The organism is Actinomadura mexicana (genome assembly GCF_900188105.1).
Classification (GTDB): domain Bacteria; phylum Actinomycetota; class Actinomycetes; order Streptosporangiales; family Streptosporangiaceae; genus Spirillospora; species Spirillospora mexicana.
In genome coordinates this window covers 20,615-46,390 of sequence record NZ_FZNP01000010.1, presented here as the reverse complement: position 1 = coordinate 46,390, position 25,776 = coordinate 20,615, and the positions used below count along the sequence as shown (strand labels likewise).

At 73.3% G+C, this 25,776-nt stretch carries 24 protein-coding genes; 13 read left to right on the top strand and 11 right to left on the bottom strand.

Going from position 1 to position 25,776, the window contains the following annotated elements; genetic code table 11:
* Positions 1-96: 96 nt before the first annotated feature.
* Complete coding sequence (locus CHC11_RS25020; protein ID WP_245919732.1) at positions 97-1,719, top strand: MFS transporter; 1,623 nt, start codon at positions 97-99, stop codon at positions 1,717-1,719.
* 209 nt (positions 1,720-1,928) lie between these two features.
* On the opposite strand, the gene CHC11_RS25015 is transcribed toward CHC11_RS25020, so the two are convergent.
* Positions 1,929-3,179, bottom strand: a complete 1,251-nt coding sequence (locus CHC11_RS25015) for an RNA polymerase sigma factor (RefSeq protein WP_089314264.1) — start codon at positions 3,177-3,179, stop codon at positions 1,929-1,931.
* 256 nt (positions 3,180-3,435) lie between these two features.
* Here CHC11_RS25015 and egtA point away from each other — a divergent pair, with 256 nt between their 5' ends.
* The 4 genes from egtA to egtD are packed head-to-tail and all read left to right on the top strand — an operon-like array spanning position 3,436 to position 7,711.
* Positions 3,436-4,650, top strand: coding sequence for an ergothioneine biosynthesis glutamate--cysteine ligase EgtA (gene egtA / locus CHC11_RS25010; RefSeq protein ID WP_089314501.1), 1,215 nt, complete (start codon positions 3,436-3,438; stop codon positions 4,648-4,650).
* The gene (egtB, locus tag CHC11_RS25005; RefSeq protein WP_089314263.1) at positions 4,647-5,990 is read left to right on the top strand and encodes an ergothioneine biosynthesis protein EgtB; all 1,344 of its coding nucleotides are present in this window, start codon (positions 4,647-4,649) and stop codon (positions 5,988-5,990) included. Before egtA ends, egtB begins: the two co-directional genes overlap by 4 nt.
* Positions 5,991-6,725, top strand: coding sequence for an ergothioneine biosynthesis protein EgtC (gene egtC / locus CHC11_RS25000; protein WP_089314262.1), 735 nt, complete (start codon positions 5,991-5,993; stop codon positions 6,723-6,725).
* A gap of 29 nt (positions 6,726-6,754) precedes the next feature.
* Complete coding sequence (egtD, locus tag CHC11_RS24995) at positions 6,755-7,711, top strand: L-histidine N(alpha)-methyltransferase (RefSeq protein ID WP_089314261.1); 957 nt, start codon at positions 6,755-6,757, stop codon at positions 7,709-7,711.
* Positions 7,712-7,714: 3 nt separating this feature from the next.
* Here the strand turns inward: egtD and CHC11_RS24990 are convergent, their stop codons facing one another.
* Positions 7,715-8,497, bottom strand: a complete 783-nt coding sequence (locus CHC11_RS24990; protein ID WP_089314260.1) for an SGNH/GDSL hydrolase family protein — start codon at positions 8,495-8,497, stop codon at positions 7,715-7,717.
* A 198-nt stretch (positions 8,498-8,695) separates the two neighbouring features.
* On the opposite strand from CHC11_RS24990, the gene CHC11_RS24985 reads away from it, so the two are divergent.
* Positions 8,696-9,847, top strand: coding sequence for an acyltransferase family protein (locus CHC11_RS24985; RefSeq protein ID WP_179278989.1), 1,152 nt, complete (start codon positions 8,696-8,698; stop codon positions 9,845-9,847).
* A gap of 240 nt (positions 9,848-10,087) precedes the next feature.
* On the opposite strand, the gene CHC11_RS24980 is transcribed toward CHC11_RS24985, so the two are convergent.
* Complete coding sequence (locus CHC11_RS24980; RefSeq protein ID WP_089314258.1) at positions 10,088-10,612, bottom strand: cysteine dioxygenase; 525 nt, start codon at positions 10,610-10,612, stop codon at positions 10,088-10,090.
* 217 nt (positions 10,613-10,829) lie between these two features.
* On the opposite strand from CHC11_RS24980, the gene CHC11_RS24975 reads away from it, so the two are divergent.
* On the top strand, positions 10,830-11,804 hold the full coding sequence (locus CHC11_RS24975; RefSeq protein ID WP_245919730.1) for a LacI family DNA-binding transcriptional regulator: 975 nt from the start codon (positions 10,830-10,832) through the stop codon (positions 11,802-11,804).
* Between the two features lie 3 nt (positions 11,805-11,807).
* Here CHC11_RS24975 and CHC11_RS24970 read toward each other — a convergent pair whose 3' ends face one another.
* Positions 11,808-13,271, bottom strand: coding sequence for an aromatic amino acid ammonia-lyase (locus tag CHC11_RS24970; RefSeq protein WP_089314256.1), 1,464 nt, complete (start codon positions 13,269-13,271; stop codon positions 11,808-11,810).
* A 163-nt stretch (positions 13,272-13,434) separates the two neighbouring features.
* Between CHC11_RS24970 and CHC11_RS24965 the strand changes: the two genes are divergently transcribed.
* The 4 genes from CHC11_RS24965 to CHC11_RS24950 are packed head-to-tail and all read left to right on the top strand — an operon-like array spanning position 13,435 to position 16,912.
* Positions 13,435-14,640, top strand: coding sequence for an ABC transporter ATP-binding protein (locus CHC11_RS24965; RefSeq protein ID WP_089314255.1), 1,206 nt, complete (start codon positions 13,435-13,437; stop codon positions 14,638-14,640).
* Positions 14,640-15,287, top strand: a complete 648-nt coding sequence (locus CHC11_RS24960; protein WP_089314254.1) for an ABC transporter permease — start codon at positions 14,640-14,642, stop codon at positions 15,285-15,287. Before CHC11_RS24965 ends, CHC11_RS24960 begins: the two co-directional genes overlap by 1 nt.
* Complete coding sequence (locus CHC11_RS24955) at positions 15,284-15,970, top strand: ABC transporter permease (protein WP_089314253.1); 687 nt, start codon at positions 15,284-15,286, stop codon at positions 15,968-15,970. The genes CHC11_RS24960 and CHC11_RS24955 overlap by 4 nt, the downstream gene beginning before the upstream one ends.
* 18 nt (positions 15,971-15,988) lie before the next feature.
* The gene (locus tag CHC11_RS24950) at positions 15,989-16,912 is read left to right on the top strand and encodes an ABC transporter substrate-binding protein (protein ID WP_089314252.1); all 924 of its coding nucleotides are present in this window, start codon (positions 15,989-15,991) and stop codon (positions 16,910-16,912) included.
* 62 nt (positions 16,913-16,974) lie between these two features.
* On the opposite strand, the gene CHC11_RS24945 is transcribed toward CHC11_RS24950, so the two are convergent.
* From CHC11_RS24945 to CHC11_RS24935, 3 genes are all read right to left on the bottom strand, one after another.
* Positions 16,975-17,874 (bottom strand): endonuclease/exonuclease/phosphatase family protein, encoded by a 900-nt coding sequence (locus CHC11_RS24945; protein WP_089314251.1) that lies wholly within the window; start codon positions 17,872-17,874, stop codon positions 16,975-16,977.
* A gap of 134 nt (positions 17,875-18,008) precedes the next feature.
* Positions 18,009-19,193 (bottom strand): cytochrome P450 family protein, encoded by a 1,185-nt coding sequence (locus CHC11_RS24940; protein WP_089314250.1) that lies wholly within the window; start codon positions 19,191-19,193, stop codon positions 18,009-18,011.
* On the bottom strand, positions 19,193-20,002 hold the full coding sequence (locus CHC11_RS24935) for an SAM-dependent methyltransferase (protein ID WP_245919726.1): 810 nt from the start codon (positions 20,000-20,002) through the stop codon (positions 19,193-19,195). Before CHC11_RS24935 ends, CHC11_RS24940 begins: the two co-directional genes overlap by 1 nt.
* Before the next feature lie 319 nt (positions 20,003-20,321).
* Here CHC11_RS24935 and CHC11_RS24930 point away from each other — a divergent pair, with 319 nt between their 5' ends.
* Positions 20,322-20,891 (top strand): GNAT family N-acetyltransferase, encoded by a 570-nt coding sequence (locus tag CHC11_RS24930; protein WP_089314248.1) that lies wholly within the window; start codon positions 20,322-20,324, stop codon positions 20,889-20,891.
* A 179-nt stretch (positions 20,892-21,070) separates the two neighbouring features.
* Entirely contained in the window at positions 21,071-22,099 is a 1,029-nt protein-coding gene (locus CHC11_RS24925) for an Lrp/AsnC family transcriptional regulator (protein WP_089314247.1), read from the top strand.
* On the opposite strand, the gene CHC11_RS24920 is transcribed toward CHC11_RS24925, so the two are convergent.
* From CHC11_RS24920 to CHC11_RS24905, 4 genes are all read right to left on the bottom strand, one after another.
* Positions 22,032-23,192: a carboxylesterase family protein gene (locus tag CHC11_RS24920; protein ID WP_089314246.1), complete on the bottom strand. Its 1,161-nt coding sequence runs from the start codon at positions 23,190-23,192 to the stop codon at positions 22,032-22,034. The two genes, CHC11_RS24925 and CHC11_RS24920, sit on opposite strands and share 68 nt — an antisense overlap.
* Positions 23,192-24,070: a VOC family protein gene (locus CHC11_RS24915; RefSeq protein ID WP_179278988.1), complete on the bottom strand. Its 879-nt coding sequence runs from the start codon at positions 24,068-24,070 to the stop codon at positions 23,192-23,194. Before CHC11_RS24915 ends, CHC11_RS24920 begins: the two co-directional genes overlap by 1 nt.
* Positions 24,071-24,244: 174 nt before the next feature.
* Positions 24,245-24,724 (bottom strand): hemerythrin domain-containing protein, encoded by a 480-nt coding sequence (locus tag CHC11_RS24910; RefSeq protein ID WP_089314244.1) that lies wholly within the window; start codon positions 24,722-24,724, stop codon positions 24,245-24,247.
* Between the two features lie 70 nt (positions 24,725-24,794).
* Positions 24,795-25,691 carry an alpha/beta hydrolase gene (locus CHC11_RS24905; RefSeq protein ID WP_089314500.1) on the bottom strand — a complete coding sequence of 299 codons (897 nt, stop codon included), beginning with the start codon at positions 25,689-25,691 and terminating at the stop codon, positions 24,795-24,797.
* Between the last annotated feature and the right edge of the window lie 85 nt (positions 25,692-25,776).

The window sequence follows — 25,776 nt, the reverse complement described above, 5'->3', positions numbered from 1 at the left end:
ATTGTCGTGACGTGAAACATGTCGCAAGCACACCAAGGGCAGTTGACGACAAGTGTCATGCCATGACAATTTTGAGCCCTGCCAAGCCGGAGGTCGATGATGACTCAGTCCCATGGCGCCGAGACCCTCGAACCGGGCGCCGTCCACCTGCCGCCGCGCGACCAGGCGCGCGGCCGCCCCGCCAGAGCGGGGCACGGGCATCCCTGGCTCACGCTCATCGCGGTCGCGCTCGGCGTGATGATGGTCGGGCTGGACGCGACCGTCGTGTCCATCGCCAACCCCGCGATCGCCAGGGACCTCGGCGCGAGCCTGTCCGGCCTGCAGTGGGTCACCAACGCCTACCTGCTCGCCCTCGCCGTCACGCTGATCCCGGCCGGGAAGATCGCCGACCGGTTCGGCCGCAAGCGCACGTTCCTCGCGGGCGTCGTCGCGTTCGCCGTGTCGTCGGTGCTGATCGGGCTCTCCGGCGGACTCGGCATGGTGATCTTCTGGCGGGTGGTGCAGGGGTTCGCGGGTGCGCTCCTGCAGCCGGCCAGCCTCGCCCTCCTGCGCAACACGTTCCCGGCCGAGCGGCTGAACGCCGCGATCGGCATCTGGGGGTCCACGGTCGGCATCTCCATCGCCGGCGGCCCGATCGTCGCGGGGCTGCTGGTGGAGAACGTCAACTGGGAGTCGGTGTTCTTCCTGAACGCCCCGCTCGGGCTGGTCGCGCTGCTCGTCGGCCTGTGGGTGATCCGCGAGTCGCGGGACGAGGAGGCCGCCGGCTCGTTCGACCTGCCGGGCGTCGCGCTGCTCAGCGGCGCGCTGTTCGCCCTGGTGTGGGGGCTCATCAAGGCCGGCGAGAACGGGTTCGGCGACGCCGTCCCGCTCGTGTCGTTCGCCGCGTCCGCCGTGCTGTTCGCCGCGTTCGTCTGGAACGAACTGCGGGTGGAGCGCCCGCTGCTGCCGCTCGGGCTGTTCCGGTCGGTGTCGCTGTCGGCGGCGACCGGCCTCATCGTGCTCGGCTTCTTCGGGATGTTCGGGACGATCTTCTTCATCACCCTGTACCTGCAGCAGGTGCACGGCATGAGCCCGGTGGGCGCGGGCGTGCGGATGCTGCCGATGACCGGCGTGTTCATCGTCGCCTCCCCGGTGGCGGGCGCGCTGACCAGCCGGTTCGGGCCGCGGGTCCCGCTCGTCCTCGGGATGGCGTTCACCGCGACCGCGATGTTCGGGCTGTCGCGCATCGGGGTGGACGCCCCGTACGTGCAGCTGTGGCCGTGGTTCGTGCTCGTCGGCCTGGCGTTCGGGATGGTCATCGTCGCCGGCACCGAGGCCATCGTCGGCAACGCGCCCGCCCACCTCGCGGGCGTCGCGGGCGGTCTCCAGCAGACCGCCGCGCAGGTCGGCGGCGTCCTCGGCACGTCGGTGCTGGGCGTGCTGCTGTCGACCAGGGTCGGGGACGTGCTGTTCGGGCGGCTCACCGGCGCGGGCCTTCCCGGCGCGGCGGCGCACCGGCTCGAAGGGCAGGGCGGGCTCGTCTCGCAGGGGGTCGCGCCCATCCCGCCCGGCACGCCGAAGCCGGCGGCCGACGCCATCACGACCGGGAGCCACCTCGCGTTCATGGACGGCTTCCAGACGTCCCTGACCGTCGCGGGCGGCGTCGCGCTCGTCGCGATCCTCGTGGCGCTCCTGGTGCGGCGCGGGACCTCTCCGGTCGAGGGCGCGGCGGCCGCGTAGGTCCGGTCTGGGCTGCCGGTGTGATGGGTTTCGCGAGGCTTCGCCGGCCTCGCGCGTGCTCGGCACGCTCATCAGCCAGGGCATCGCGCCGGTGCGGCTGGAGGCGGGCCTGCTCCCGGACTCCGTCCGCACGATCCCCGACGTCGGGCCGTCCTGCGTGCTCTGCGCGGCGCTCGTCGCGGCCTTCCTGCGGAGGGGCCTGACCCCGGTCAGCCCTCGCCGCCCGGCTGCGGGGCCGGGTTCGAGGTGGGGCTCGGGCTCGGGGTCTCCGGGTCGGACGGCGGATCGGACGGAGTGTCCGTCGGCGGCGGCGTCGTCGGGTCGGTCGATCCGTCGTCCGGCGGGGTCGTCGGATCGGACGGCGTGTCCGGGGGAGTGGTCGGCGTCGTGTCGTCCGGGGGCGTGGAGGGCTGCTCCGGCTTCGCGGGGGTACCGGACGCCGGCGGCCTGCCGCGCGCGGGCTCCTTCGACGGCGACGTCGCGGGCGGCGCCGGCGCCGCACCGCCGGCCGGCGACCCGCCCGCCTGCTGCGGCGGCGAGCCGTACGCGCTGGTCACCGGGTTCTGCGACCCGCCGCCGTCCGCGCGCTCGGAGCCGGTCAGGCCGGGCGCCGGGTCCGGTGGGACACCGTGGCTCGACGTGGACGCCGGGTGCGCCTGCCCCTTGCTCGCCGTCGGGGTGAGCGAGGCGGCGCTGCCGCCCTTGGCCGCCGGCCAGGACACCAGCAGCCCGATGACGGCGGCGGCCGACGCGGCGACGCCCGCGACCGCGCCGAGGCCCTTGGAGGCGACGCCGGAGGCCCCGCGCCTGCGGCGGTCCGCCCGCGCCGGGCCGATCACGACGAGCGGGCTCGGCGAGATGACGCTCGGCAGCGGCCGGGCGGCCTCCTCCTCGCAGGCCGCGAGGACCTGGTCGCGCAGCCAGCCGGGCGCGTGCGCCGGGGTCCGCCGGGCGAGCAGCCGCGGCAGCCGCCCCTTCTCGAACGCGGCGATGAGGTCGAGCCGCGCCTCGGTGGCGCCGCGCATCAGGAGGTCGAGGACGGCCCGCTCCAGCCGCGTCCGCGCCGCGTTGAGCAGCTGCATGACGGTGTCCGGCGCGAGGCCGAGGACGCGCGCGATGTCGTGCGGTTCGAGCCACTCGCCCGCCCACAGCAGCAGCACCTCGCGGTGGTCGGAGCGCAGGCTCCCGGCGGCGCGCAGCAGCGGGTCCGGGTCGGCGAACAGCGGGCCCCGCCCACCGGTGCCGATGGGCCCGCCGGTGAACGCGCCGCGCTCGGCGCACGCCGTCCGGGAGAGCGAGTAGAGCCAGAGCACGCTGTCGCCGCGCGGCGGCTGGTGCACGGCCGCGCTGAAGGTGTCGCCGACGGCCGCCGCCGCGAGCTGGTCGCCCACGAGCGACCAGCAGTAGGCGTACAGGCGGTCGGCGTGCGCGTCGTAGAGCGAGCCCAGGTCTCCGCCCATGTGGCCCCCCGTCTCCGTCCGGTTTCACTTCCGACAAAACGTGCATATCGCTAGCCAGGGGGACTCTAGCGGCTCCGGTCGACGCATGAGAAGCCAGGGATCGGACACCGTGTCGAATAGCACGGAAGGTAGCGGTGAGTGCTGCCGACGGTGACGTTCACGGAGATTTCCGAAAGTTCTTGAAAAACCGCTGATTCCTGATCCGGTTCAGCAGGGAAGGTTCGAACCCGCTATCGAACTACCTGAGGAGTCAATGGTGACCCGGCTCACAGTGGACGACGTCTACCAGCACATTCGCGGCGTCTGCTTCAAGACGGGCCCGCCCGGGACGGTCGGCGCGGAGACCGAGTGGCTCGTCGTCGACGCCGGCGACCCGGCCGCCCACGTGCCCGCCGAACGGGTGCGCGCCCTCATGGACGGGGCCGGTCCGCCGGCCGGCGGGAGCAAGGTGACCTACGAGCCGGGCGGGCAGCTCGAACTCAGCTCCGCCCCGTTCGGGACGCTGGACGACCTGACCGCCTCCCTCGGCCGCGACATCGCGTACGTGCAGGACGTGCTCGCGCCGGACGGGCTCGCGCTCGACGGGCACGGCGTCGATCCCGTCCGCGTGCCCCGGTTCCAGGCCGACCACCCCCGGTACGCGTGCATGCGGGACTACTTCTGCGCGGGCGGCTTCCACGACGCGGGGATGGCGATGATGTGCTCGACCGCGTCGGTCCAGGTGAACCTGGACATCGGCGCCGACGACGCGGACGCGGCCCGCCGCTGGCGGCTCGTGCACGCGCTCGGGCCGATGCTGGTCGCCGCGTTCGCCAACTCGCCGCTGCGGGCCGGCCGCCGCACCGGGATGCGCTCGTCCCGGCAGGGCATCTGGACCGAGCTCGACCCCTGCCGCACGCTGCCGGTGCTGCGGATCGGGGCGGACGGCGACCCCGCCGAGGCGTGGACGCGGTACGCGCTCGACGCCCAGGTCATGCTCGTCCACACCCCGGACGGCGAGTGGGTGCCCGCCCCCGGGATGTCCTTCCTGGAGTGGCTGGCCAAGGGCGAGCCCGGCGAGGACGACCTCGCCTACCACCTGTCCACGCTGTTCCCGCCGGTCCGGCCGCGCGGCTGGCTGGAGCTGCGCATGATCGACGCGCTGCCCGGCCCGTTCTGGCCGGTGCCCGTCGCCGTCGCCACCGCCCTGCTGGACGACCCGGCCGCCTCGCGCGCCGCCGAGGCCGCGGTCGAGCCGGTGGCGCACCGGTGGGCGCAGGCGGCCTGCGACGCCCTGGCGGACCCCGCCCTGGCCAGGGCCGCGCGGGCGTGCTTCGCGGCGGCGCTGGACGCGCTGCCGCGGCTCGGCGCGTCCGGGCTCGTCCCCCTGGTCGAGGAGTACGCCCACCGGTACGTCCTGCGAGGCCGAAGTCCCGCCGACGACTGCCCCGCCGACGACTCCCCGACACGTCCGATGGAGGATCCGACATGAGCCCGCCAGGCCCGTCCGCCGACGAGGCCGCCCTGAAGGAACTGATCGCCGACGAGCTCGGCGCGGTGCGCGACCGCAGCTTCGGGCTCACCACCGAGGTCCTCGCCGAGGACGATCTCACCGCGCAGGTGTCACCGCTGATGTCGCCGCTCGTGTGGGACCTCGCGCACGTCGGAAACTACGAGGAGCTGTGGCTGCTGCGCGCGGCGGCCGGGCGGGAGGCGATGCGCCCCGAGATCGACGACCTGTACGACGCGTTCGAGCATCCGCGGGCGGAGCGGCCGACGCTGCCGCTCCTGAAGCCGCAGGAGGCGCGGTCCTACATCGGCACGGTCCGCTCCAAGGTGCTCGACGCGCTGCCGTCGGTGCGCTTCGACACCCCGGACCCGCTGACGTCGGGCGGTTTCGTGTACGGGATGGTCGTCCAGCACGAGCACATGCACGACGAGACCATGCTGGCCACCCACCAGCTGCGCCGCGGGGCCCCCGCCCTACTCGACCCCAAGGCGGAACCACTCCAGGTCCCTGGCGAGGCGTCCGGCGCCGAAGAGGTGCTCATCGCGGCGGGCCCGTTCCAGATGGGCACGTCGGACGAACCGTGGGCGTACGACAACGAACGTCCCGTGCACCTCGTCGACCTGCCCGCGTACTACATCGACGTGGAACCGGTCACCAACGCGGCCTACATGGACTTCATCGAGGCAGGGGGCTACGACGACCCGCGCTGGTGGGACCCGGCCGGGTGGGAGTGGCGCAACAGCGGCGGTAAACGCGCCCCTGCCTTCTGGGAGCGGGAAGGGGGGCAGTGGTCGCGGCGCCGCTTCGGGCGGTCGGAGCCGGTTCCGCCAGGCGAACCCGTTCAGCACGTGTGCTGGTACGAGGCCGACGCGTACGCGCGGTGGGCCGGGAAGCGGCTGCCGACCGAGGCCGAGTGGGAGAAGGCCGCCCGCTGGGACCCCGCCACGGAACGGTCACGCCGCTACCCGTGGGGCGACGTCTACGAAGAGGGGCGCGCCAACCTCGGACAGCGCGCGCTCCGTCCGTCCGAGACCGGCTCCTACGCGGCCGGAGCGTCCGCGTACGGGGTGAGGCGCCTCCTGGGGGACGTGTGGGAATGGACGTCGTCGGACTTCTACGGATACCCCGGCTTCCGCTCGTTCCCCTACAAGGAGTACTCGGAGGCTTTCTTCGGACCCGACTACAAGGTGCTGAGGGGCGGGTCCTGGGCGACGCACCCGCTCGCCATCCGCGGCTCGTTCCGCAATTGGGACTACCCGATCCGCAGGCAGATCTTCTCCGGGTTCCGCTGTGCCCGTTCGGCGGCGGGGGTGGCGCGCTAGATGTGCCGCCATCTCGGCTACCTGGGGCCCGAGCGGACGCTGCACTCCCTCATCTACGAGGGGGAGCACTCGCTGGAGACCCAGTCGTACGCGCCGCGCATGACGCAGGGCGCCGTCCTCAACGCCGACGGGTACGGCGTCGGCTGGTACCAGGACGGTGCGGCGGTCCGCTTCCGCCGCGCCCAGCCCATCTGGACCGACCAGTCGTTCCGCGAGGTCGCCGGGGCCGTCCGGGCGTCGTGCGCGGTGGCGGCGCTGCGGTCGGCGACCGTGGGGTTCCCCGTGGACGAGTCGTGCGCGCAGCCGTTCCGCGCCGGGCCGTGGCTGTTCAGCCACAACGGGAAGATCGAGGGCTACGGCGGCGTCGAGTCCAGGCTGCGGGAGCTGGCCGGGGACATCGCCGAGGTCCCCGACGCCCGCGCCCCCGTCGACTCCGCCCCGCTGTTCGCCCTCGCCGTCCGGAACTGGCGGGAAGGCGCGCCGCTCGGCGAGGGCCTCGCCGCCGTCGTCACCGCGATCACCGCGCTGGCCCCCGGCCGCTACAACCTGCTCGCCTCGGACGGGACGTCCCTGGCCGCCACGACCTGGGGCGACTCCCTGTTCGTCCGGGAGGGCGGGGACGCGGTCCAGATCGCGTCCGAGCCGCCGGACGGCGACCCCGCGTGGCGCCGCGTCCCCGACCGCTCGCTCGTCACCGCCGGGCTCGCCGCCGGCGTCCGCATCTCCCGGCTCTGAAGATCGTCCAACCTCTGGAGGAGAACCACGTGGACCGGTTCCTGACCGACGACGACCTCGCCAAGACGCTCCGCCGGGACGTCAGGGAGGGGCTCGCCGGCACGCCCAAGACCCTGCCGTCCAAGTGGTTCTACGACGAGCGCGGCAGCGCGCTCTTCGAGGAGATCACGCGGCTGGAGGAGTACTACCCGACCCGGCGGGAGCGGGAGATCCTCGCCGCCCGCGCGGCCGGCATCGCCGCCGCCACCGGCGCCCGGACGCTGCTGGAGCTCGGCGCGGGCTCGGGGGAGAAGACCCGGCTGCTGCTGGACGCGCTGTCCGGCACGCTGCGCACCTACGTGCCGGTGGACGTCAGCGGCGACTTCCTGGAGCAGGCCGCGGCCGGGATCGCCGCCGACCACCCCGGCCTCGCCGTCCGGGCCGTCGCCGCCGACTACGAGCAGCACCTGCCCCTGCTGCCCGGCGGCGAGCGGCGCCTCATCGCCTTCCTCGGCGGGACGATCGGCAACATGCCGCCCGCCGAGCGCATCGGGTTCCTCGGCGGGCTGCGCGCCACCATGGACGAGGGCGACTTCCTCCTGCTCGGCGCCGACCTCGTCAAGGACCCCGGGCGCCTCGTGCGCGCCTACGACGACGCGGCGGGCGTCACCGCCGAGTTCAACCGCAACGTCCTGTCGGTCATCAACCGGGAGCTGGACGCCGACTTCGACATCGGCGCGTTCGAGCACGTCGCGGCCTGGAACGCCGCCGAGGAGCAGATCGAGATGCGGCTGCGGTCGCTGCGCGCCCAGAACGTCCGCGTCGGCGGCCTCGACCTCGACGTGTCGTTCGCGGAGGGGGAGGAGATGCGCACCGAGATCTCCGCCAAGTTCCGGCGGGAGCGGATGGAGGCGGAGCTCGGCGCCGCCGGGATGGAGCTCGCCGAGTTCTGGACGGACGAGGCGGGCGACTTCTCCCTCACCCTCGCCCGGCCCGCGCCCCGCTGACGCTCAGCTCTTGCGGACGGGGTGCGCGAGGCCCACCCGCTTCAGGTCCGCCGCCAGGCGGGTCGCCACGTACAGGTGGCCCGCCGGCGTCGGGTGGGTGCGGTCGCGCTTGATGAGGTGCGGCGCGTTGCCCTGGCCGGTCAGCAGGTCGCCGGTGATCCAGCCCTCGCCCATCGGGTCGACGAACGGGATGCCGAGCTGCCCGGCGAGGTTCTTCAGCGCGTCCCGGACGGCGAGCGCGCCGGGGAGCGGGGTCCCCGTCCCCCAGAGCGGGCCCACCACCACCAGGCGCGTCCCGGGCCAGCGCTGCCGGGCGCGCTCCAGCAGCACGTGCGCCGCCGCCGCGACCTGCGGCGGGGGGATCCGCCAGTCGTTGTGGCCGCCGGACACGACCAGCATGTCGGGCGCCGGGCGCCAGCCGAGCTGGCTCTCGAACTGGCCGAGGAACGCGTGCGGGGCGCGGCCCTTCTGGACGTACCCCGTCCCGGACCGGCCGCCGACGACGACCTGCCAGCCGAGCAGCCGCGCGGTCGCGGAGGCGTAGGTCGACTCCGGCTGGACGCCGCGGTCGCCGACCGTGTAGCTGTCGCCGAGGAACATCACCACGGGCGGGGCCTTGCGCGCCCCGTCGTCCTTCGGGCCGTCCGCCACGGCCTGCTTGTGCACCGACCCCGCGAGCAGGGAACACCCCGCGAGCAGGGTACTTCCGGCGAGCGACAGGACCGCCGCCAGGCTCAGGCACAGCGTCCGGGTCGCCGCGCCGCGTCGGGCGCGGCGAGATGTCATGGAATACCACCAATGAAATCGGGGGACGCATCCGTATCTTACTGACCTGGCGCCGCTCACGCGCGCACTCCGCGACCATGCCGTCACCGTCCCGCGGCCGTGTCGTCACCGGCCGCGGCGGCGAATCGCGTCCTTCCCTACATCCGCCGTTCACCCGGCGGCTCGGACCGGGCCACCTGGCGGCGGGAGGGTTCCGCGGTGACTCGACGGGAACGGCTACGCGAACTCGACCTGCTGCGCTTCGCGGCCGCGCTGGCGGTGGTGCTGTACCACTTCACGGGGTTCGGCGGCGCCGGGGCGTGGCCCGCGCCCTCGCAGGAGGTCTTCCCCGAGATCGCGCCGGTCACCCGGTTCGGCTACCTCGGCGTCGACCTGTTCTTCGTCATCAGCGGGTTCGTGATCCTCATGAGCGCGTGGGGACGCGGCCCAGGGGAGTTCGGCATCTCCCGGCTCGTCCGGCTGATGCCCGCGTACTGGGTGAGCGTGCTGCTGGGCGCCGCCGTCTACGCGCTGTTCCGGACGGGGCACGGCGTCCCCGGCCTGGTCGTCCCGAACCTGACGATGCTGCAGGGCGGGCTCGGCCTGCGGAACGTGGACGCCGTCTACTGGACGCTCTGGGTCGAACTGCACTTCTACGTGCTCGCCGCCGTCCTCGCGGGGATCGGGATCACCTACCGCTCCTGCCTGATCTTCATGGCGGCCTGGATGCTCGGCGGGGTCTTCGCCGACGAGGCCGACAGCAGGGTGCTGCAGGTGATGCTGGTCCCGACCTGGAGCTGCTACTTCATCGCGGGCATGGCGCTGTACATGATCCACCGGTTCGGCCCGACGCTGCTGCTCTGGGGGTACGTCGCCGCTTCCTACCTGGTGGCGCTGCGGTGGGGCGCCTGGCGCGCGGAGAACGTGTTCGGGGGCGCGGACGAGACCGTGGTCGGCGCCGTCATCACGGGGATCTTCGCGGTGATGGTCCTCGTCGCGACCGGGCGGCTGGGCCGGCTGCGCCGGCGGGGCCTGACCGTCCTCGGGGCGCTCACCTACCCCCTCTACCTCGTCCACTCCCAGCTCGCGCTTCCCCTGCTGGACGCGGTGTATCCGGGACTCGACCGCTGGACGGCGCTGGCGGTGGTCATCGGCGCCTCGCTGCTGGCCGCCTACGCCGTGCACCGCCTGGTGGAACGCCCCGGCGCGGCATGGATGAAGGCCCGGCTCATGGCGTCGTTGAAGCCCATGCGGCCGCATGGGGAAGCGTCTACGGTCGCTGCCCGTGGCGATCGGGGTGGACACGGCGGTGCTGACCTCAACGGCGGTGAACCTCGCGATCGCGCCCCGGTGGACGCGGCGCGCACCTGACCTCCTGCCCGCCTCCCGGACACCCACTGCGAGGCGGGCCTGCTGAGGGCCGCCGCCTCCTGATTCGCCGCCGTCATCGCCGTCTGCGCGCTGAGCGACCGTCATTTCGGACGGCGGTGTGACACATTCGAGACCGTCCGCGCTGAGTGAGGTATGTGCGTCCGGCCGTTGCGAGCGGGCTCGACCGGACGTGCCGCCTCTGGCGGGCCCGTCTCCCCCGGACGGGCCCGCCGGGGCACCTCAGGCCGGCTCGTCCGGCGACTGGAGTTCCTCGGTGTAGCTGACCGGCGTCCGGCGCATCACGCCGGACTCGTCGATGGAGTACTGGCCGAGCCGCCACAGCGGCGGCGAGTAGGCGTGGATCGAGACGCTGGCGTCCTCCACCCCCGTGAGCCGGTGGATGTGCTCGGGGCCGAAGCAGAAGGACGCGCCCTCCGGCATGACGGTGCGCAGGGGTTCGCCGCCGATGCGCGGGTTGTTCTCCTCGATGGCGCCGGCGACGACGCGGACGGCCCCCGAGGAGATGTCGTGGTCGTGCCAGCCGGTGTCGTTCTCGGGCGTCCAGCACAGCAGCCAGACGTCGACGTGCTCGTCCCTGTGCAGGGAGACGTAGTGGCGGCGCCCCTCGGGGAACGCGACGTGCGGCCGCCACAGGCCGGGCCGCTCGGCCAGGTCGTCGACCAGCTCCCGCAGTTCCCGCTTGTCAAGGGCGCGGCCGGGCAGGCGCTCCAGGCTGCTGGGACGGGGCAGGACCTCGGAGGACACGGGGTTCGCTCCTCTCCGAAATAGTCGGTGGGTACGGTCCGTCAGGCCCGCGACCCGGCGCGAACCGCCAGGTCGAAGCGTCTGAACCGCATCAGTTAACCGTTTCAGTGAACCGCTTCAGTGACGATCTCGTCAAGGGCGGTGCCGTGTTCTGTCGGTCACGGCCTCTACGCTTGGAGGGGTGTCGGAAAAGCGCAAGCGCGCGACCATCCGGGAAGTGGCACAGGCGACGGGGCTGTCGCCGGCGGCCGTCTCTTACGCGCTGCGCGGCATCCAGACCTCCGAGGAGACGCAGGAGCGCGTCCGCGCCGCGGCGCGCGAGCTCGGCTACGAGGCCCACCCGATCGCGCGTGCGCTGGCGAGCGGGCGCAGCGACCAGGTCGGCCTGCTGTGCGGCTCGCTGGAGGACTACTGGCAGCAGTCCCTCGCGGTCGGCATCGGGCGGGCGCTGCTCGCCCGCGGCCGCTACGCCCTGATCGTGGACGCCGGCGGCGACCCCGAGCGCGAGCTGGCCCTCGCCCGGCGGCTGCGCGACCAGCGGGTGGACGGCCTGATCGTCCAGCCGCTCGACCCGTCCGCCGCGCTGTGGTCGGAGCTGGCGGCCGCGATCCCCGTCGTGTCCATCGGCGACTCCCTGCACGGCGGCCAGGCGCAGGGCGAGGTCGTCTTCGACAACCGGCGGGGCGTGACGCTCGCGCTGGAGCACCTGCGGGCGCTCGGGCACGAGCGCCTCACCGTGTTCACCCCCACCCTCGACAGCACGCCGGACCGCCCGGCCGACGTGCACGTCAACGCCGAGGCCGAGCGGCTCGGCCTGTGCGTCGACGTCGTGGTGGTGCCGCAGTCCCTCGCCGAGTCCACCGAGGTCGCGCTGCGGGTGCTCGGCGGCCCGAACCGCCCCTCGGCCGTCTTCTGCTTCGCCGACTCCATCGCCTACGGCGTCTACGCCGCCACCCGCGAGCTGGGCCTGGACGTCCCCGGCGACGTGGCCGTCTGCGGCTACGACAACCATCCGATGTCGGCGCTGCTGTCCCCGCCGCTCACCAGCGTCGAGTGGGACATCGACGGCATCGTGCACTCCGCCGTCCGGCTGGTCGTCGACGTCATCGACGGCAAGCCGCGCAAGCGCCGCGTCGTCCGCGAGCCGTCGCTGCGCGTCCGCGCCTCGACCGGCCAGAGCACGGCGGGCTGAGGGTCAGGGGTGCAGCCGGGCCAGGTGCGGCAGGAGGTCCGCGGCGGCGGCGATGTCGGCGTCCAGCGGCCGGTCCTCGATCCGCGGGTCGAGGACGGCGCCCGCCATGTCCCACGCCGAGCGCAGCGGCCCGCCGGAGGGCGCCCGCCCCTGCATCCGCAGCGCGCGGACGGCGGCCACCAGCTCGCAGCCGAGCCCGAGCCGGTAGGCGGCGACCGCGTCGGTGGTCGCGCGCGCCGACTGCGTCGAGAAGCCGGCGTGCTCCTCGACGCCGCGCGACAGCACCGCGCTGCCGAGCGCCGCGGGGGTGGCGAGGCGCCGGACGTCGGCCAGGCAGGAGTGCACCACGTACTCCAGGATCATGATCCCGGACGAGGCCTCCGTCTCGCCCTGGAACGGGTAGAGGCCGGTGAACGACGGTTCGGCCAGCGTGCCGAGGCGGGCGGCGGCCAGCGCCATCGTCTGGAACAGCGCCGCGCGGGCGGTGTCCAGGGCGAGCCCGACGTAGGCGGTGTGGAAGTTGCCGTTGTGCCAGACCGTCCGCCCGGGGACGTCCACCAGCGGGTTCTCGGAGGCGGCGTTGATCTCCCGCGTGACGACCTCCTCGGCGTAGCCGGCCGCCTCCAGCGCGGGGCCGTGCACCTGCGGGAACGCCCGGTAGCCGTACGGGTCCTGGATGCGCATCGGCGCGGGCCGGTCGAAGGCGAGCAGCGCGCGCATCGCCGCCGCGGCCTGCCGCTGGCCCGGATGCGGGCACGCGTCCTGCACCGGCTGGGCGAACGGCTCCTCCGAGCCCCGGACGGCGAAGTGCGACAGCGCCGCCACGACCGTCGAGGCGCGCAGCGCCTGCCGCAGGTCGGCGACCGCGAGCGCCGCCTCGCCGAGCGTGGCGGCGTTGGAGCTGATGAACGCCAGCGCGTCGGGGGAGCGGAGCCGGTAGCCGGGGCCGCGCTCCTGCCCGCCGTCCGGGCCCGGCAGCCACGGCCGCTCGCCGAGCAGGCACAGCGCGGTCGACGCCAGCGCCGTCAGGTCGCCGGTTCCGATCGCCCCGTAGACCGGCACCGGGGGGAGCAGGCCCAGGTTGAGCACGTCCGCCAGGGCCTGCAGCACGCCGGGCTCCACGCCCGAGCCGCCCGCCGCGATCTGGTTCAGCCGGACGGCCAGCATCGCCCGGACGATCTCCGGCGCGACCAGCGGCCCGGCTCCGGCCGCGTGGCTGCGCAGCAGCCGCAGCCCGTGGGCGTCGGCGTCCTCCCACTCGACGTCCACGACGCGGTTGGCGCCGACCCCCGTCGTCCGCCCGTACACCGGCTGCGCCTCGGTGACCTCGCGGACGACCCGCCAGGCGTCGCGCGCCCGCTGCACGCCGGCCGCGGCTATGGCGACCGTCACATCCTCCCGGGCCGCGCGCGCCACCTGAGCGCATGTGAGCAAAGTCCCGTCGATAACGATTCGGCTGTTCTCCACCCCGACACGCTACTTTCCCTGCATTACCGGTAGATATGCTTTCATGCTTGACGTTCCGGACATGCCGGGACACTGAGATGACGGTACCCATTGGTTACGGTTGGCTCGTAGTCGGAATTCGATCATCGGCGTCATGCGGGACGCCCGGCGAGGACGTGATTCGTTGATCACCTTTGAGGGCGTCACCAAGCGCTATCCCGGGGGGACCGTCGCGCTCGACGACGTGAGCCTCGAATGCCCCGCGGGCCGCATCACCGTGTTCGTCGGCACCTCCGGCGGCGGCAAGACCACCGCGCTGCGGACCATCAACCGGATGGTCGAGCCGACGTCCGGGCACGTGCTGATCGACGGTGAGGACGTCCGCGAGCGCAAGCCCGCCGAGCTGCGGCGCGGCATCGGCTATGTGATCCAGCACGCCGGGCTCTTCCCGCACCGCACCATCCTCGACAACATCGCCACCGTCCCGTACCTGCTCTCCTGGAACAAGAAGAAGGCGCGGGCGCGGGCGCTGGAGCTGATGGAGCGGGTCGGGCTCGACCCCGCGATGGGCAAGCGGTACCCGTTCCAGCTGTCGGGCGGCCAGCAGCAGCGCGTCGGGGTCGCGCGGGCCCTCGCCGCCGACCCGCCGATCATGCTGATGGACGAGCCGTTCAGCGCCGTCGACCCCGTCGTCCGCGCCGAACTGCAGGACGAGTTCCTCCGCCTCCAGGAGGAGCTGCACAAGACGATCGTGTTCGTCACCCACGACATCGACGAGGCCATCAAGCTCGGCGACCGGATCGCGGTGTTCCAGACCGGCGGCAGGCTCGTCCAGATCGACAGTCCCGAGAACATCCTGGCCCACCCGGCCGACGAGTTCGTCGCCGGTTTCATCGGCCAGAACCGCGGCATCCGCACCCTCTCCTTCGCCGAGACGGGCGGCCTGCGGCTGAGCGGCGACGCGGTCCGCGCGGCGAGCGCGGACGCGGCGCAGTCGGCCGGGGCGGAATGGGTGCTCGTCGTCGACGACGACCGGCGTCCCCTCGGCTGGGCCCGCCCGGCGCAGGCGACCGGGCCGCTCGGCAAGGCCAGGCTCAGCCCGGTCGGCCCCACCTTCCAGGTCGGGGGCGACTCCGTGCGGACCGCGCTGGACGCGGCCGTCCTGTCCCCGTCCGGCCTGGCGGTCGGCGTCGACGAGGCCGGCGCGGTCGTCGGCACCGCGAGCGGGACCGACCTGCTCGCCGTCCCCACCCACGGCCGCGGCGCCGCCGCCGTGCCCGACCGCCCCGAGCAGGCCGGCGAACCCGAGCAGGCCGGCGAACCTGAGCGGCCCGGCGAACCCGAGCGGCCCGCCGATCCGGAGGAGTCCGACGCCGGAGGCGCCGGCTGATGGACATCGACTGGGGCTGGATCGGCGAGCACACCGACACGCTGACCGAGCACGCCCTCATCCACCTGCGGCTCGCGCTGCTGCCGGTGCTGTTCGGCCTGATCATCTCGCTGCCGGTCGGCATGCTGTGCCGCCGCTGGGGCTGGCTCTACCCGCCGGCGCTGACGGTCTCGAACATCTTCTACGCGATCCCGTCGCTCGCGCTGTTCATGGTCTTCATCCAGTACACCGGCCTGACCGCGGCCACGGTCATGATCCCGCTGACCCTGTACAGCCTGTCGGTGCTCGTCCCGAACGTGGTGGACGGGCTGGCGTCGGTGTCCGAGCCCGTCCGGCAGGCGGCCACCGCGATGGGCTTCGGCCCGCTGCGGCGCCTGCTCCAGGTGGAGCTGCCGATCGCGGTGCCCATCGTCATCGCCGGGACGCGCGTCGCCGCCGTCTCCTCCATCAGCCTCGTCGCGGTCGGCCAGCTGATCGGCCAGGGCGGCCTCGGCTACGACATCATCCGCGGCTACCAGCTGCAGTTCCAGACGCAGATCCTGGCCGCCACCGTCCTGATCGTCCTGCTGGCCCTGGTCACCGACGCGATCCTGGTCACCGTCCAACGCCTGCTCACCCCGTGGGCCCGAGCCCGGATGACCTCATGAACGAGCTGTGGAACCAGATCGACCTGTTCTGGACGTGGCTGACCACGTCCTCGCAGTGGCACGGCGGCGACGGCATCCCGCACCGCCTGCTCCAGCACGTCTACTACAGCGGCGTGGCGCTGGTGTGCGCCGCGGTCATCGGCCTCGCGCTCGGCCTGCTCGTCGGGCACACCGGCCGGGGCGGGTTCCTCGCGATCAGCCTGGCGAACGTCGCCCGCGCCGTCCCCACCTTCGGCCTGGTACTGATCGTCGTGGTGATCGAGTACAGCATCACGCCGGTACTGGTCGCGCTCGTCGCCCTCGCCGTCCCGCCGATCCTGGTCAACACCTTCGAGGGCATCCGCGGCGTCGACGCCGACGCCAAGGACGCGGCCAGCGGCATGGGCATGACCGGCTGGAGCGTACTGTGGCGGGTCGAGGTGCCGATGGCGCTTCCCCTCATCCTGCTGGGGCTGCGCACGTCCGCGATCCAGGTCGTCGCCACCGCCACCATCGCCGCCTACCCCGGCTTCGGCGGCCTCGGCCGCTACATCATCGACGGCCTGGCCCGCAACGACTACCAGCTCGTCGTCGGGGGCACCGTCCTGGTGGTGCTGCTCGCGCTGATCGTCCAGGCGGCCTTCGCGGCACTGCGCCGCCTCCTCGTCTCACCGGGCCTGCTCGGCTCCGCCCGATCCTCCTGACACCGAAGGAAGAGCACCATGAACAAACTCATCAGGGGCGCGGTCGTCGGCCTCGTGGCCGCCCTGTCGCTGTCCGCCTGCGGCAGCGGCGACTCCGGCGACGACGGCAACCCGCTCTCGGGGGGCGGCGGGAACGGCACCGTCACCGTCGGAGGCGCGAACTTCCCCGAGAGCAACCTGCTCGGCGAGCTCTACGCGCAGGCGCTGGAGGCCAAGGGCGTCAAGGTCACCCGCAAGTTCAACATCGGCGCCCGCGAGATCTACTACGACCAGGTCGTCAAGGGCGGCATCAGCGTGATGCCCGAGTACAACGGCGCACTGCTCACCACCTCGGTCGACAAGACCAGCACGGCCGCGACCACCGAGGAGATCAACGCCGCGCTCAAGGCCAAGCTGCCCGCCGGCGTGGAGATCCTCGACTCCGCGAAGGCGGAGGACAAGGACTCCGTCACCGTCAACCCGCAGACGGCCGCCAAGTACAGCCTGAAGTCCATCGCCGACCTCAAGCCGGTCGCCAAGGACCTCGTCATCGCAGGGCCCTCGGAGTTCAAGACCCGCCAGCAGGGCCTCGTCGGCCTCAAGAAGGTCTACGGCCTGGACTTCAAGAAGTTCCAGCCGTTCGACGCCGGCGCCCAGGCCACCCTGGTGAAGCTGCTCACCGAGAACAAGGTCCAGGCCGCCGACCTGTTCACCACCGACCCGACGATCCAGCAGAACAAGCTCGTCGTCCTGGAGGACCCGGAGAACGTCTTCTCCGCCCAGAACGTCACGCCGCTGGTCAACACGAAGGCGGTGGACGAGAAGGCCAGGGCGGCGCTGAACGGCGTCTCCGCCAAGCTCACCACCCAGGACCTCCTGGACATGATGAAGCGCGTCGCCATCGACAAGGACGACCAGGAGAAGGTCGCCGAGGAGTGGCTGAAGAAGTCCGGCCTCGCCTGACCCCTCGCACACCGCCGACGGCCGAGTCCCACGGGGCTCGGCCGTTCGCCGTCCCGGGCGGGTCAGTCCCGGAAGGCGAGGCGGGCGACCACGGGGTCGTGGTCGGACGGGTGGACCCCGCCGGCCCGGTACGGGTCGATCTCGGCCCACGTCGTCCTGATCCGGCCCCGCACGAGGATCCAGTCGATCCGCCTGCCGCCCGGTTCCGGAGGCAGCCAGTGGTTCTCGGTGCGGTACTGCGGCCCGTGCCGGTCGGCCGCCGTCCAGGTGTCGCGGAACGCGTCAGGCCCGGTGAGGACCGCGTACGCCGGGGACGCCCCGGCCGTGTCGTTGAAGTCGCCGGTGAGAACGACCGGCGCCCCCGCCTGGAAACCGCGGACGCGGTCGAGGATCAGCCGGGCGCTCTTCACCCGCGAGCCCGCCGACATGTTGTCCAGATGCGTGTTGGCCTGGTAGAACACCGTCCCGGTGCGGCGGTCGCGGAACTTGGCCCACGTCACCATCCGGACGTAGCGGTTGCCCCAGGTGGCCGAGCCGATCACGGAGGGCGTGTCGGACAGCCAGAAGTGGTCGAAGTCGAGCACCTCGAACCGCTGCTCGCGGTAGAAGATCGCCAGGAACTGGTCGCGGGTGCCGCCCTGGCTGCCGAGCCCGATCCAGCCGTACCCTGGCAGCGTCCGGGCGAGGTCCCGCACCTGGTGCCACCGGGCCTCCTGGACCCCGAGCAGATCCGGATCGTGCTCGCGCAGCAGGCGCCTGACCAGCGGCAGCCGGGTCTTCCAGTCGCGCGGCGGCGGATCGTTCACACCGCGCAGGTTGTAGGTCATGACCCGCAGGGACGCGTCCCCGGCCGCCTTGGGCTCGACCAGCACGAACCCGGAGATGAGCAGGATCGCCGCGGCCGCGGCCACCAGCCAGAACCACCGCCGGCGCGGCAGGCGCCCGGCCGTCGAGGCCCTCACCCGCCCGGCGCCGGGACGCGCCGGGACAGGCCGCCTTCCGCCATCGCCATGTCACCACCCGCCCGTCCTGCTCCCCGCTCCGAGCATAGGTCGCGGCCCGCGATCTGGACATGCCGCTGAAGCGCCGCGGAGGCTCAGACCCGTACGGGAAGGGAGACCAGGCCGCGGACGATCGAGCCGTTGCGGTGGTGGCGCAGTTCGGCGGCCGGCACGGCGAGGGCGAGATCGGGGAAGCGGTCCAGCAGGCCGCCGATGGCGATCCGGCCCTCCAGCCGGGCCAGCGGGGCGCCGAGGCAGAAGTGCGGGCCGTGGCCGAAGGCGACGTGCCCCTTGGGAGCGCGGGCCACCTCCAGCCGGTCGGGGGCCTCGAACACCGCGGGATCCCGGTCGGCGGCGCCGAGCGAGACGTGCACCCAGGCGCCCTTGGGGATCGGCGTTCCGGCGATCTCCATGTCCTCCAGGGCGATGCGCTGGCTCGCCCGCTCCACCGGGCCGTCGAACCGCAGCAGCTCCTCGACCGCGGACGGCAGCAGGTCGGGCCGCGCCCGGAGCAGTTCGAGCTGGCCGGGCTCGCGGAGCAGGGCGAGCACCCCGTTGCCGATGAGGTTGACGGTGGTCTCGTGCCCGGCGATGAGCAGCAGCGCGACGGTGCCGAGCATCTGCGCCTCGGTCAGGGCGGCGTCCCCGTCCCGGGCGGTGATCAGCGCGCTGACCATGTCGTCCTCGGGGCGGGCCCGCCGCTCGGCGATGACGCCGAGCAGGTAGCCGTTGAACGCCCGGGCCGCCTCGCGGCGGCGCTCGCGGGCCTCGGCGGTCAGCGCCGGCACGGTCAGCACGGCCGTCCACTCGCGGAACCGGGCCCGGTCGCGTCCCGGTACGCCGAGCAGCTCGCAGATGACCTGGATCGGCAGCGGGACGGCGAAGTCCTCGATCAGGTCGGCCTCGCCGCGGGCCGCGATGCCGTCCAGCAGCCCGTCGGCGATCTCCTGGACGCGGGGGCGCAGCCGCTCCACCCGCCGGGCGGTGAACGCCTTGGCCACGAGCCCGCGCATCCGGGTGTGGCCGGGCGGGTCCATCCCGAGCATCGTGCCGCCGAAGAACAGCTCGGCGTTCACGGGCACGGCGCTGTACGCGGTGTCCTTCGACAGGCGCGGATCGCTCAGGGCCGCGCGGCCGTGCTCGTGGTCGACCACGAGGAAGGCGGCGGCGCCCGGAGGGAAGTCGATCGGATGGACGGGCCCCGACGCCCGCAGCTCGGCGTACACGGCGTACGGGTCCTCGCTGAACGCCCGGCCGAACAGCAGGTTCGTCGGCAGCATCAGATCACCCTTCCCACGCCCGCGAGGAAGCCCGGCCGGGACATGTCGGACGGGGACGGCTCGGCGTCCGCCCGCCAGTCGGCCACCTGGACCAGGCCGGGGCCGACCAGTTCGGTGCCCTCGAAGAACGCCATGACCTCGTCGATCCCGCGCGGAATGATGTCGCCGGCCCCCGTCCTGCCGTACGCGTCCCGGACCTGCTCCTCGACCTGCGTGGTGACCTCGCCGCGGTGGCCGTGCGTGATGGCCACGTGGCTCCCGGGGGCCAGCGGCGCGCGGAGCCTCGCCACGATCTCCGCCGGGCGCGCCTCGTCCGGGATGAAGTGCAGGATGGCCAGTAACAGCAGGCCCACCGGCCGGTCGAAATCGATCCGTGCCTTCACCTCGGGGTCGTCCAGGACGCTCTCCGGTTCGCGCAGGTCGGCCTGGATGACCGTCGTCAGCGGGTTGTCGGCCAGCAGCGCCCGCGCGTGCGTGAGCACGATCGGGTCGTTGTCGACGTAGATGACGGTGGAGCCGGGGGCCGCGCGCTGGGCCACCTGGTGCACGTTCTCCTGCGTCGGAAGCCCGGAGCCGATGTCGAGGAACTGCCGGATGCCGCGGTCGGCCATCATCGTCACGGCCCGCGACAGCAGCCTGCGGTTGGCGCGGGTGAACTCCAGCACGTTCGGCATCGCGGCCACCACCTGGTCGGCGGCCTCGCGATCCGCCGCGAAGTTGTCCTTGCCGCCGAGGTAGTAGTCGTACATCCGAGCAACGCTGGGCGTCTCGGAATCGGCCACCCACTCCGGGTGTTGCTCACCGCTCACGGACGGACCTCCCTGTCCGGGTATCCGAACGCATGATTCTAGGGGTGAAGTTAGGACAATTCTGATCATTTACCTCTTCCGGTACGAAAGGACCGTTCCAAGAGCACCCTCACGGGGGCGGCGCCTCCTTCGCGCCCGACCGTTTCCCGCTTCTGGCACCGGAGGAAACCGCAGGCTCCGACTGGGCGCCGGCGGCGGACGCCTCCACCGCCGAGGGTTTTACAATGACTCGCACGGCCGACACGCGATCTCGTTCGTCGCCGCCCAGAGGTGATCACGCCGCGGCCGTCTCCGTCGGCGACCCGGAGGACTCGGCTCCGTGCAGGTATTTCTCACCACCGACCGGCTGCTGCTGCGACGTTTCACCGAGGACGACCTGGACGACCTCGTCCGGCTCGACGGCGACCCGGAGGTCATGCGGTTCCTCACCGGCGGCAGGCCCACCCCGCGCGCCCACCTGAGGGACCGGACCCTCGCCAAGATCCTCGCCTGGTACGACCGGGGCCCGCTCAGCCGCTGGGCCGCGGTGGAGCGAGCCACCGGCGACTTCATCGGCTGGCTCGCCCTCGAACCGGCCGACGGCCACGACGCCCGGCAGGCCGAACTCGGCTACTGCCTGCGCGCGGCCGGCTGGGGACGGGGATACGCCACCGAAGGATCACGCGCCCTGATCGCCAAGGCGTTCACCGACCTCGGCGTCCACCGCGTCTTCGCCCAGACCATGGCCGTCAACGCCGCCTCCCGCCGCGTCATGGAGAAGTCCGGCCTGACCTACCTGCGCACCTTCCACCGGCACTGGGACGACCCCATCCCCGGCACCGAACACGGCGAAGTCGAATACGAACTTCTCCGCCCCGACTGGACCCGCCGCCAGAAGACCTCGACCTGAGGGTTCGCGGGTGGAACGGGGTGCGGCGAGGCCGACGCAATTCAGTGGTCCGCCGCATGGGCGGGGTGCCGGTCGCCATGAAGGGCGACACGGAGTCCGAGACCGCCTCCGGGCGGCCGCGGCCCGCCGCCCCGGGGCCGCCGCGCATCCCCGGCCGACCGGACGTCTAGGTTGGCGGGATGGAGGAGGCCGCCCTGGACGGGCTGGACAGGGGGATCGTCCATGCGCTGCACGTCGACGGGCGTGCGAGCTTCAGCCGGATCGCGGCCGTGCTGGGAGTGTCGGACCAGACGGTCGCGCGGCGGTACCGCCGGCTGCGCACGACCGGCGCGCTGCGCGTGGTGGGCCGCCCGGTGGCGCAGCGCCTCGGCTGGGTGGAATGGGTGCTGCGCATCCAGGCCCTGCCCGAGGCGGCCAACGCGATCGCGGACGCGCTCGCCCGCAGGGACGACACCCTGTGGGTGAGCCTGACGTCGGGCGGCACGCAGATCGTCTGCGTCGTGCAAGCGCGGGACCGGCGGCGGCGCGACGCGCTGCTGCTCGGGCAGCTCCCCCGGACGCCGCAGGTCACCGGGGTCAGCGCGCACTGCGTCCTGCGGGTGTTCGCCGGGGGCCCTACCGGGTGGCACGGCCGGACCGACGCGCTCACGTCCGCGCAGGTCGCCGCGTTGGCCCCCGGCCCAGGCGATCGGCACGATGAGGCCACCGCCCTGACCCAGGAGGACGAGCGGCTGCTGGAGGTGCTCCTCCAGGACGGGCGGGCGGGGTACGCGGACCTGGCCAAAGCGATCGGAGCCTCGGAGATGACGGCCCGGCGCAGGCTGGACCAGCTGCGCCACACCGGGGCGGTCTTCTTCGACGTGGACATCGACCCGCTGCTGCTGGGCTACGACACGGTGGCCATGCTGTGGCTCACCGTCGAGCCGTCCGCTCTGCGGCGGACGGCCGAGGCTCTGGCCGCGCATCCGGAGGCCGCCTTCGTGGCGGCGACCACGGGGCCCACGAACCTGCTGGTGTTCGCCGCCTGCCGGGACGTGTCGGCCCTGTACGAGTACCTGGAGGCCGGGATCGGCGCGCTTCCGGGCATCCGCCAGGTGGAGAGCGCGCCGATCATCCGCAGCAGCAAGCGGATCGGGGCTTCTAGAGGAAGCGGTGGACCTCGGCCTGATGGCCGTACCGATGCCAGCCCGGTGACCCGCCGTGGATGAAGGCGGTCCACGCTTGCTGGACGCGGTCGACCAGGCGCCGCAGGTCGGCCGGATCGGCCCCGGCCAGCATGGGCGCGTCCCGCCAGGCGTTCAGGCCGCCGAACACGAACGGCAGCTCGATGCAGTGGCACGCCCCGAGGGGGCTCGCGGTGGGGGACCAGTCGAACCGGTAGGCGTAGGAGGCGGTCATGCCCGCGGCGAGTTCCAGGCTGCCGTTCCGGAACAGCCGGTCGGTCTCCTCCGCGGGTGCGCGGGGGAGGAACGCGCGCATCTCGTCGCGGGTGGTCCCGATCAGCATCGGGACCTGCCGCGGCGCCCTGGTCCGGCGGAAGTCCTCGACCAGCTGGAACGGCGGGGTGATCTCTCCCGGCCTCGCGGTGCGCAGGGCGACCTCGCCCTGAGCGGCCAGCATCGACGCGGTGGACGCCGTCATGACGTCGGTTCCCAGCGCCTCCAGGAAGAGATCGGCGATGCGGGCCGCCTTCTCCGCGCCGTGGGGGCGCACCCCGGCGGGCAGACTCTGCAGGACGACCTGGTGGAACAGGTCGTCGCAGGCCTCGTCGCGCAGCATGGCCAGTGCCGAGAGGGCACCGGCGGACTGGCCTGCCAGGGTCACCCGGTCCGGGTCGCCGCCGAAGCGGGCGATGTTCCGCCGCACCCAGCGCAGCGCCAGCGTCTGGTCGAGCAGACCGAGATTCGCCTCGCCGCCGGGCAGGCGGAGATACCCCCAGGCGCCCAGCCGGTAGTTGAGCGTGACGACCACCATGCGGCCGCGCCGGGCGAGCAGCCCGCCGTCGTACCACGCCTCACCGCCCGACCCGCTGGAGAAGCCGCCGCCGTGCAGCCACACCAGGATCGGGAGCCCGGTGCCGCCCGGCGTCCAGACGTTGAGCGACAGGCAGTCCTCGCTCTGCTCCAGGCCGCTGCCCGGCCCCATGACGTGCTCCAGCCGGGACGGCGGCTGGGGCGCGGCCGGGCCGACCCGGTCCCGGCCGCCGCGGCCGGCGTCGCCGAGGTCCGGGACGGCCTGGGGCGCCGCCAGCCGCCCCGCCGTCCCGTACCGGATGCCGAGGTAGGCGCCTGCGGCCGCCATCAGCGCACCTGCTGGAAGGCGAGTGCCGCCCCTCGCGCCTGGGCCGCGCCGACGAAGAAGCCGCCGCCCGGGAGGTCCCGCGTGGCGAAGCCGTTCCTCTCCACCAGCGTGCGCGCGGCGCCGAGGTCGGCGACCGCCACCGTCTGGCTCGCCATGTACGGCAGGGCCGGGATCTCCTCACCGGGCAGGACCTCGCCGAAGGCGGCGGCCGCGACGATCTCCACCTGCCCCAGCGCCAGCCGCAGCACCAGGCGTGGCTCCTCGGCGACGGCGGGCACGCCCAGGATGCGCGCGTACCGGTCCGCGGTGGCGGCGAGCTCGCCGTCGTCGACCACCAGCAGGACGCTCTCCAGGTGGGCCGCGCCGTTGGCGTGCTCCAGGTACCGGGGCTGATGGATCAGTTCCGGCGTCAGGTGGCGGGCCGCGTGCACCAGGCCCTCGGGCGTGAGCGACCGCTCCAGATGGATGGCCTGGAACCGGGCGGTGGCGGAGCCGTCGGGGGTGTGCACGTCGCGCTGGAGCGGCAGCACCCCCGACGAGGACAGCCCTGCCCGGCGCAGCCGCTCCGCGGTGGTCTCCGCGTCCACGCAGCCGAACGAGTAGCCGTGCAGGCCCTCGTACTCGGCGATCAGAGGGCGGATGTTCCAGGGGTCGACGCTCCCGTCGCCGAACAGCCCGAGCAGCTCGAGGTAGTTCTGTCCGAACAGGGCGCAGCGGTTGCCGGCGCCCATCGGCTCGCGCTCGCCGCCGGGACGTGCGGAGCCCATGTGCATCGACAGCGGGCTCAAGGTGAAGCCCAGGGCTGCGTAGGCCGCGGCCGTCGCGTCCATGTCGGTGGTGTAGAGGACTGAGTGGTCGATCCGGTCGATGTCGGTCATGAGTCCAGCCTCCGCGCCGTCCCCTCGCCGCTCCAGCCGGCCGCCTGGAACCGAGGATTCTCGACATCCGAGCGCCCGTTGGTGAGGGAACGGCATGCCCTGTCCGTGGCGGAGAGCACGGGTGACGGCGTGTCCGGCGGACCGGCGGTCCAGTCCTCCAGTGCCGGCGGCACTTCAGTGGACGGGGAGGTTCGTCAGAGTGTTGAGGACCGGGACCAGGTAGTGCTCCTCGCGGTCGAGGTGGGTCAGGAGCTCGACCGCCAGCCGTTCCAGCTCCGCGCGGAAACCGGGGGCGTGAGGAGCCGCGGCGGCCCTGCGGAGGTCGGTGAGGAGGGTGGCCATGATGCGGTGGTCGGACGCGAGGCGGTCCAGTACCTCGGACAGCTCGGGGTGCTCCCGCGACAGGAAGGGGAAGACAGAGCGGTCCTCGGTGGTGTGGTGGTCGTGCAGCGCCTGGCAGAACGTCAGGCAGTGGCTGCGGAGCCGGTCGGGCAGGACGAGCGGGCCGGCGGCGTCGTCGGCGGGGAGCCGGGCCGCCTCCTCCCGCAGGGCGGCGATGTCGCGGCGGAGTTCGTCGTGCAGCGCGATCAGATGATCGCCGAAGGCGGTCAGGCGGGAGTGGTCGGCGGCGGCGGTGTGCGCGTGGTCGGGCATCGGAGGACTCCTCGGTCTTGGTTTCGGGCAGGTGGAACACAACCGGCGGCGCGGGTGGCGTGCCCGGAGCTCAGTCGGAAAGGGCGCGGCGCAGGGCGGCCGAGAGGGCGGCGATCTGCCGCTGCGACACCTCCGCCGACAGGATCGCCTGGGACCCGTGGAAGGTGCCGGGCCACTGGTGCAGCTCTACCGACACGCCCGCCCGCAGCAGGCGGACGGCATAGTCGATGCCCTCGTCGCGGACGGGGTCGAACTCCGCGGTGGCGATGTAGGCGGGGGGCAGGCCGGTGAGGTCGGCGGTCCGTCCCGGGGCCGCGTACGGCGTGGCGGGCGCGCCGCCCAGGTAGTGCCGCCACGCCAGGGCGACCTTGCCGCGGTCGTGCCAGGGCGTGTCCGTGAAGGTGCGCTGCGACCAGGTCTCCTGCCGGTCGTCGAGCCCGGGCTCGTTCAGCAGCTGGAAGCGGATCGGCGGCCCCTGCTCGTCGCGTGCCCGCAGCGCCACCGCGGCCGCCAGCCCCGCGCCGGCGCTGTGCCCGCCGACCGCGATCCGGCCGGGGTCGACGCCGAGCTCGGCCGCGTGCCCGGCGGTCCAGGCCAGCACGGCACAGGCGTCGTCGAGCGCGGCCGGGAAGCGGTTCTCGGGGGACCGCCGGTAGTCCACCGAGATCACCACGGCACCGGAGCCGCGGGCGATGCGAGCGGCCCACGGGTGCTCGGTGTCCAGGTCGCCGAAGACGAACCCTCCGCCGTGCAGCCAGACGACGGCGCCCTGGGCCTCGCGCGGGCGGTAGATCCGCACGGGCACGTCCGGGTCGGCCGGCACCGTTCGGTCCTCGATCCGCATGTCGGCGACGTCCGGCGCGGGCCGCGCGGTGGCGCGCTCGGCGAAGCTCTCGCGCGCGCCGACCGGGTCGGTCAGGTCGGTGTCCGGTAGGAACGGGAGGAACGCTTCCAGTTCGGGATCCATGAGGCCATCCTCATCGTCGCCGCCCGGCGGGCGCATCCGCCACCCGTCGCGCATCCCGCCTGGATCGTGCGCCGACCGGCGCTTA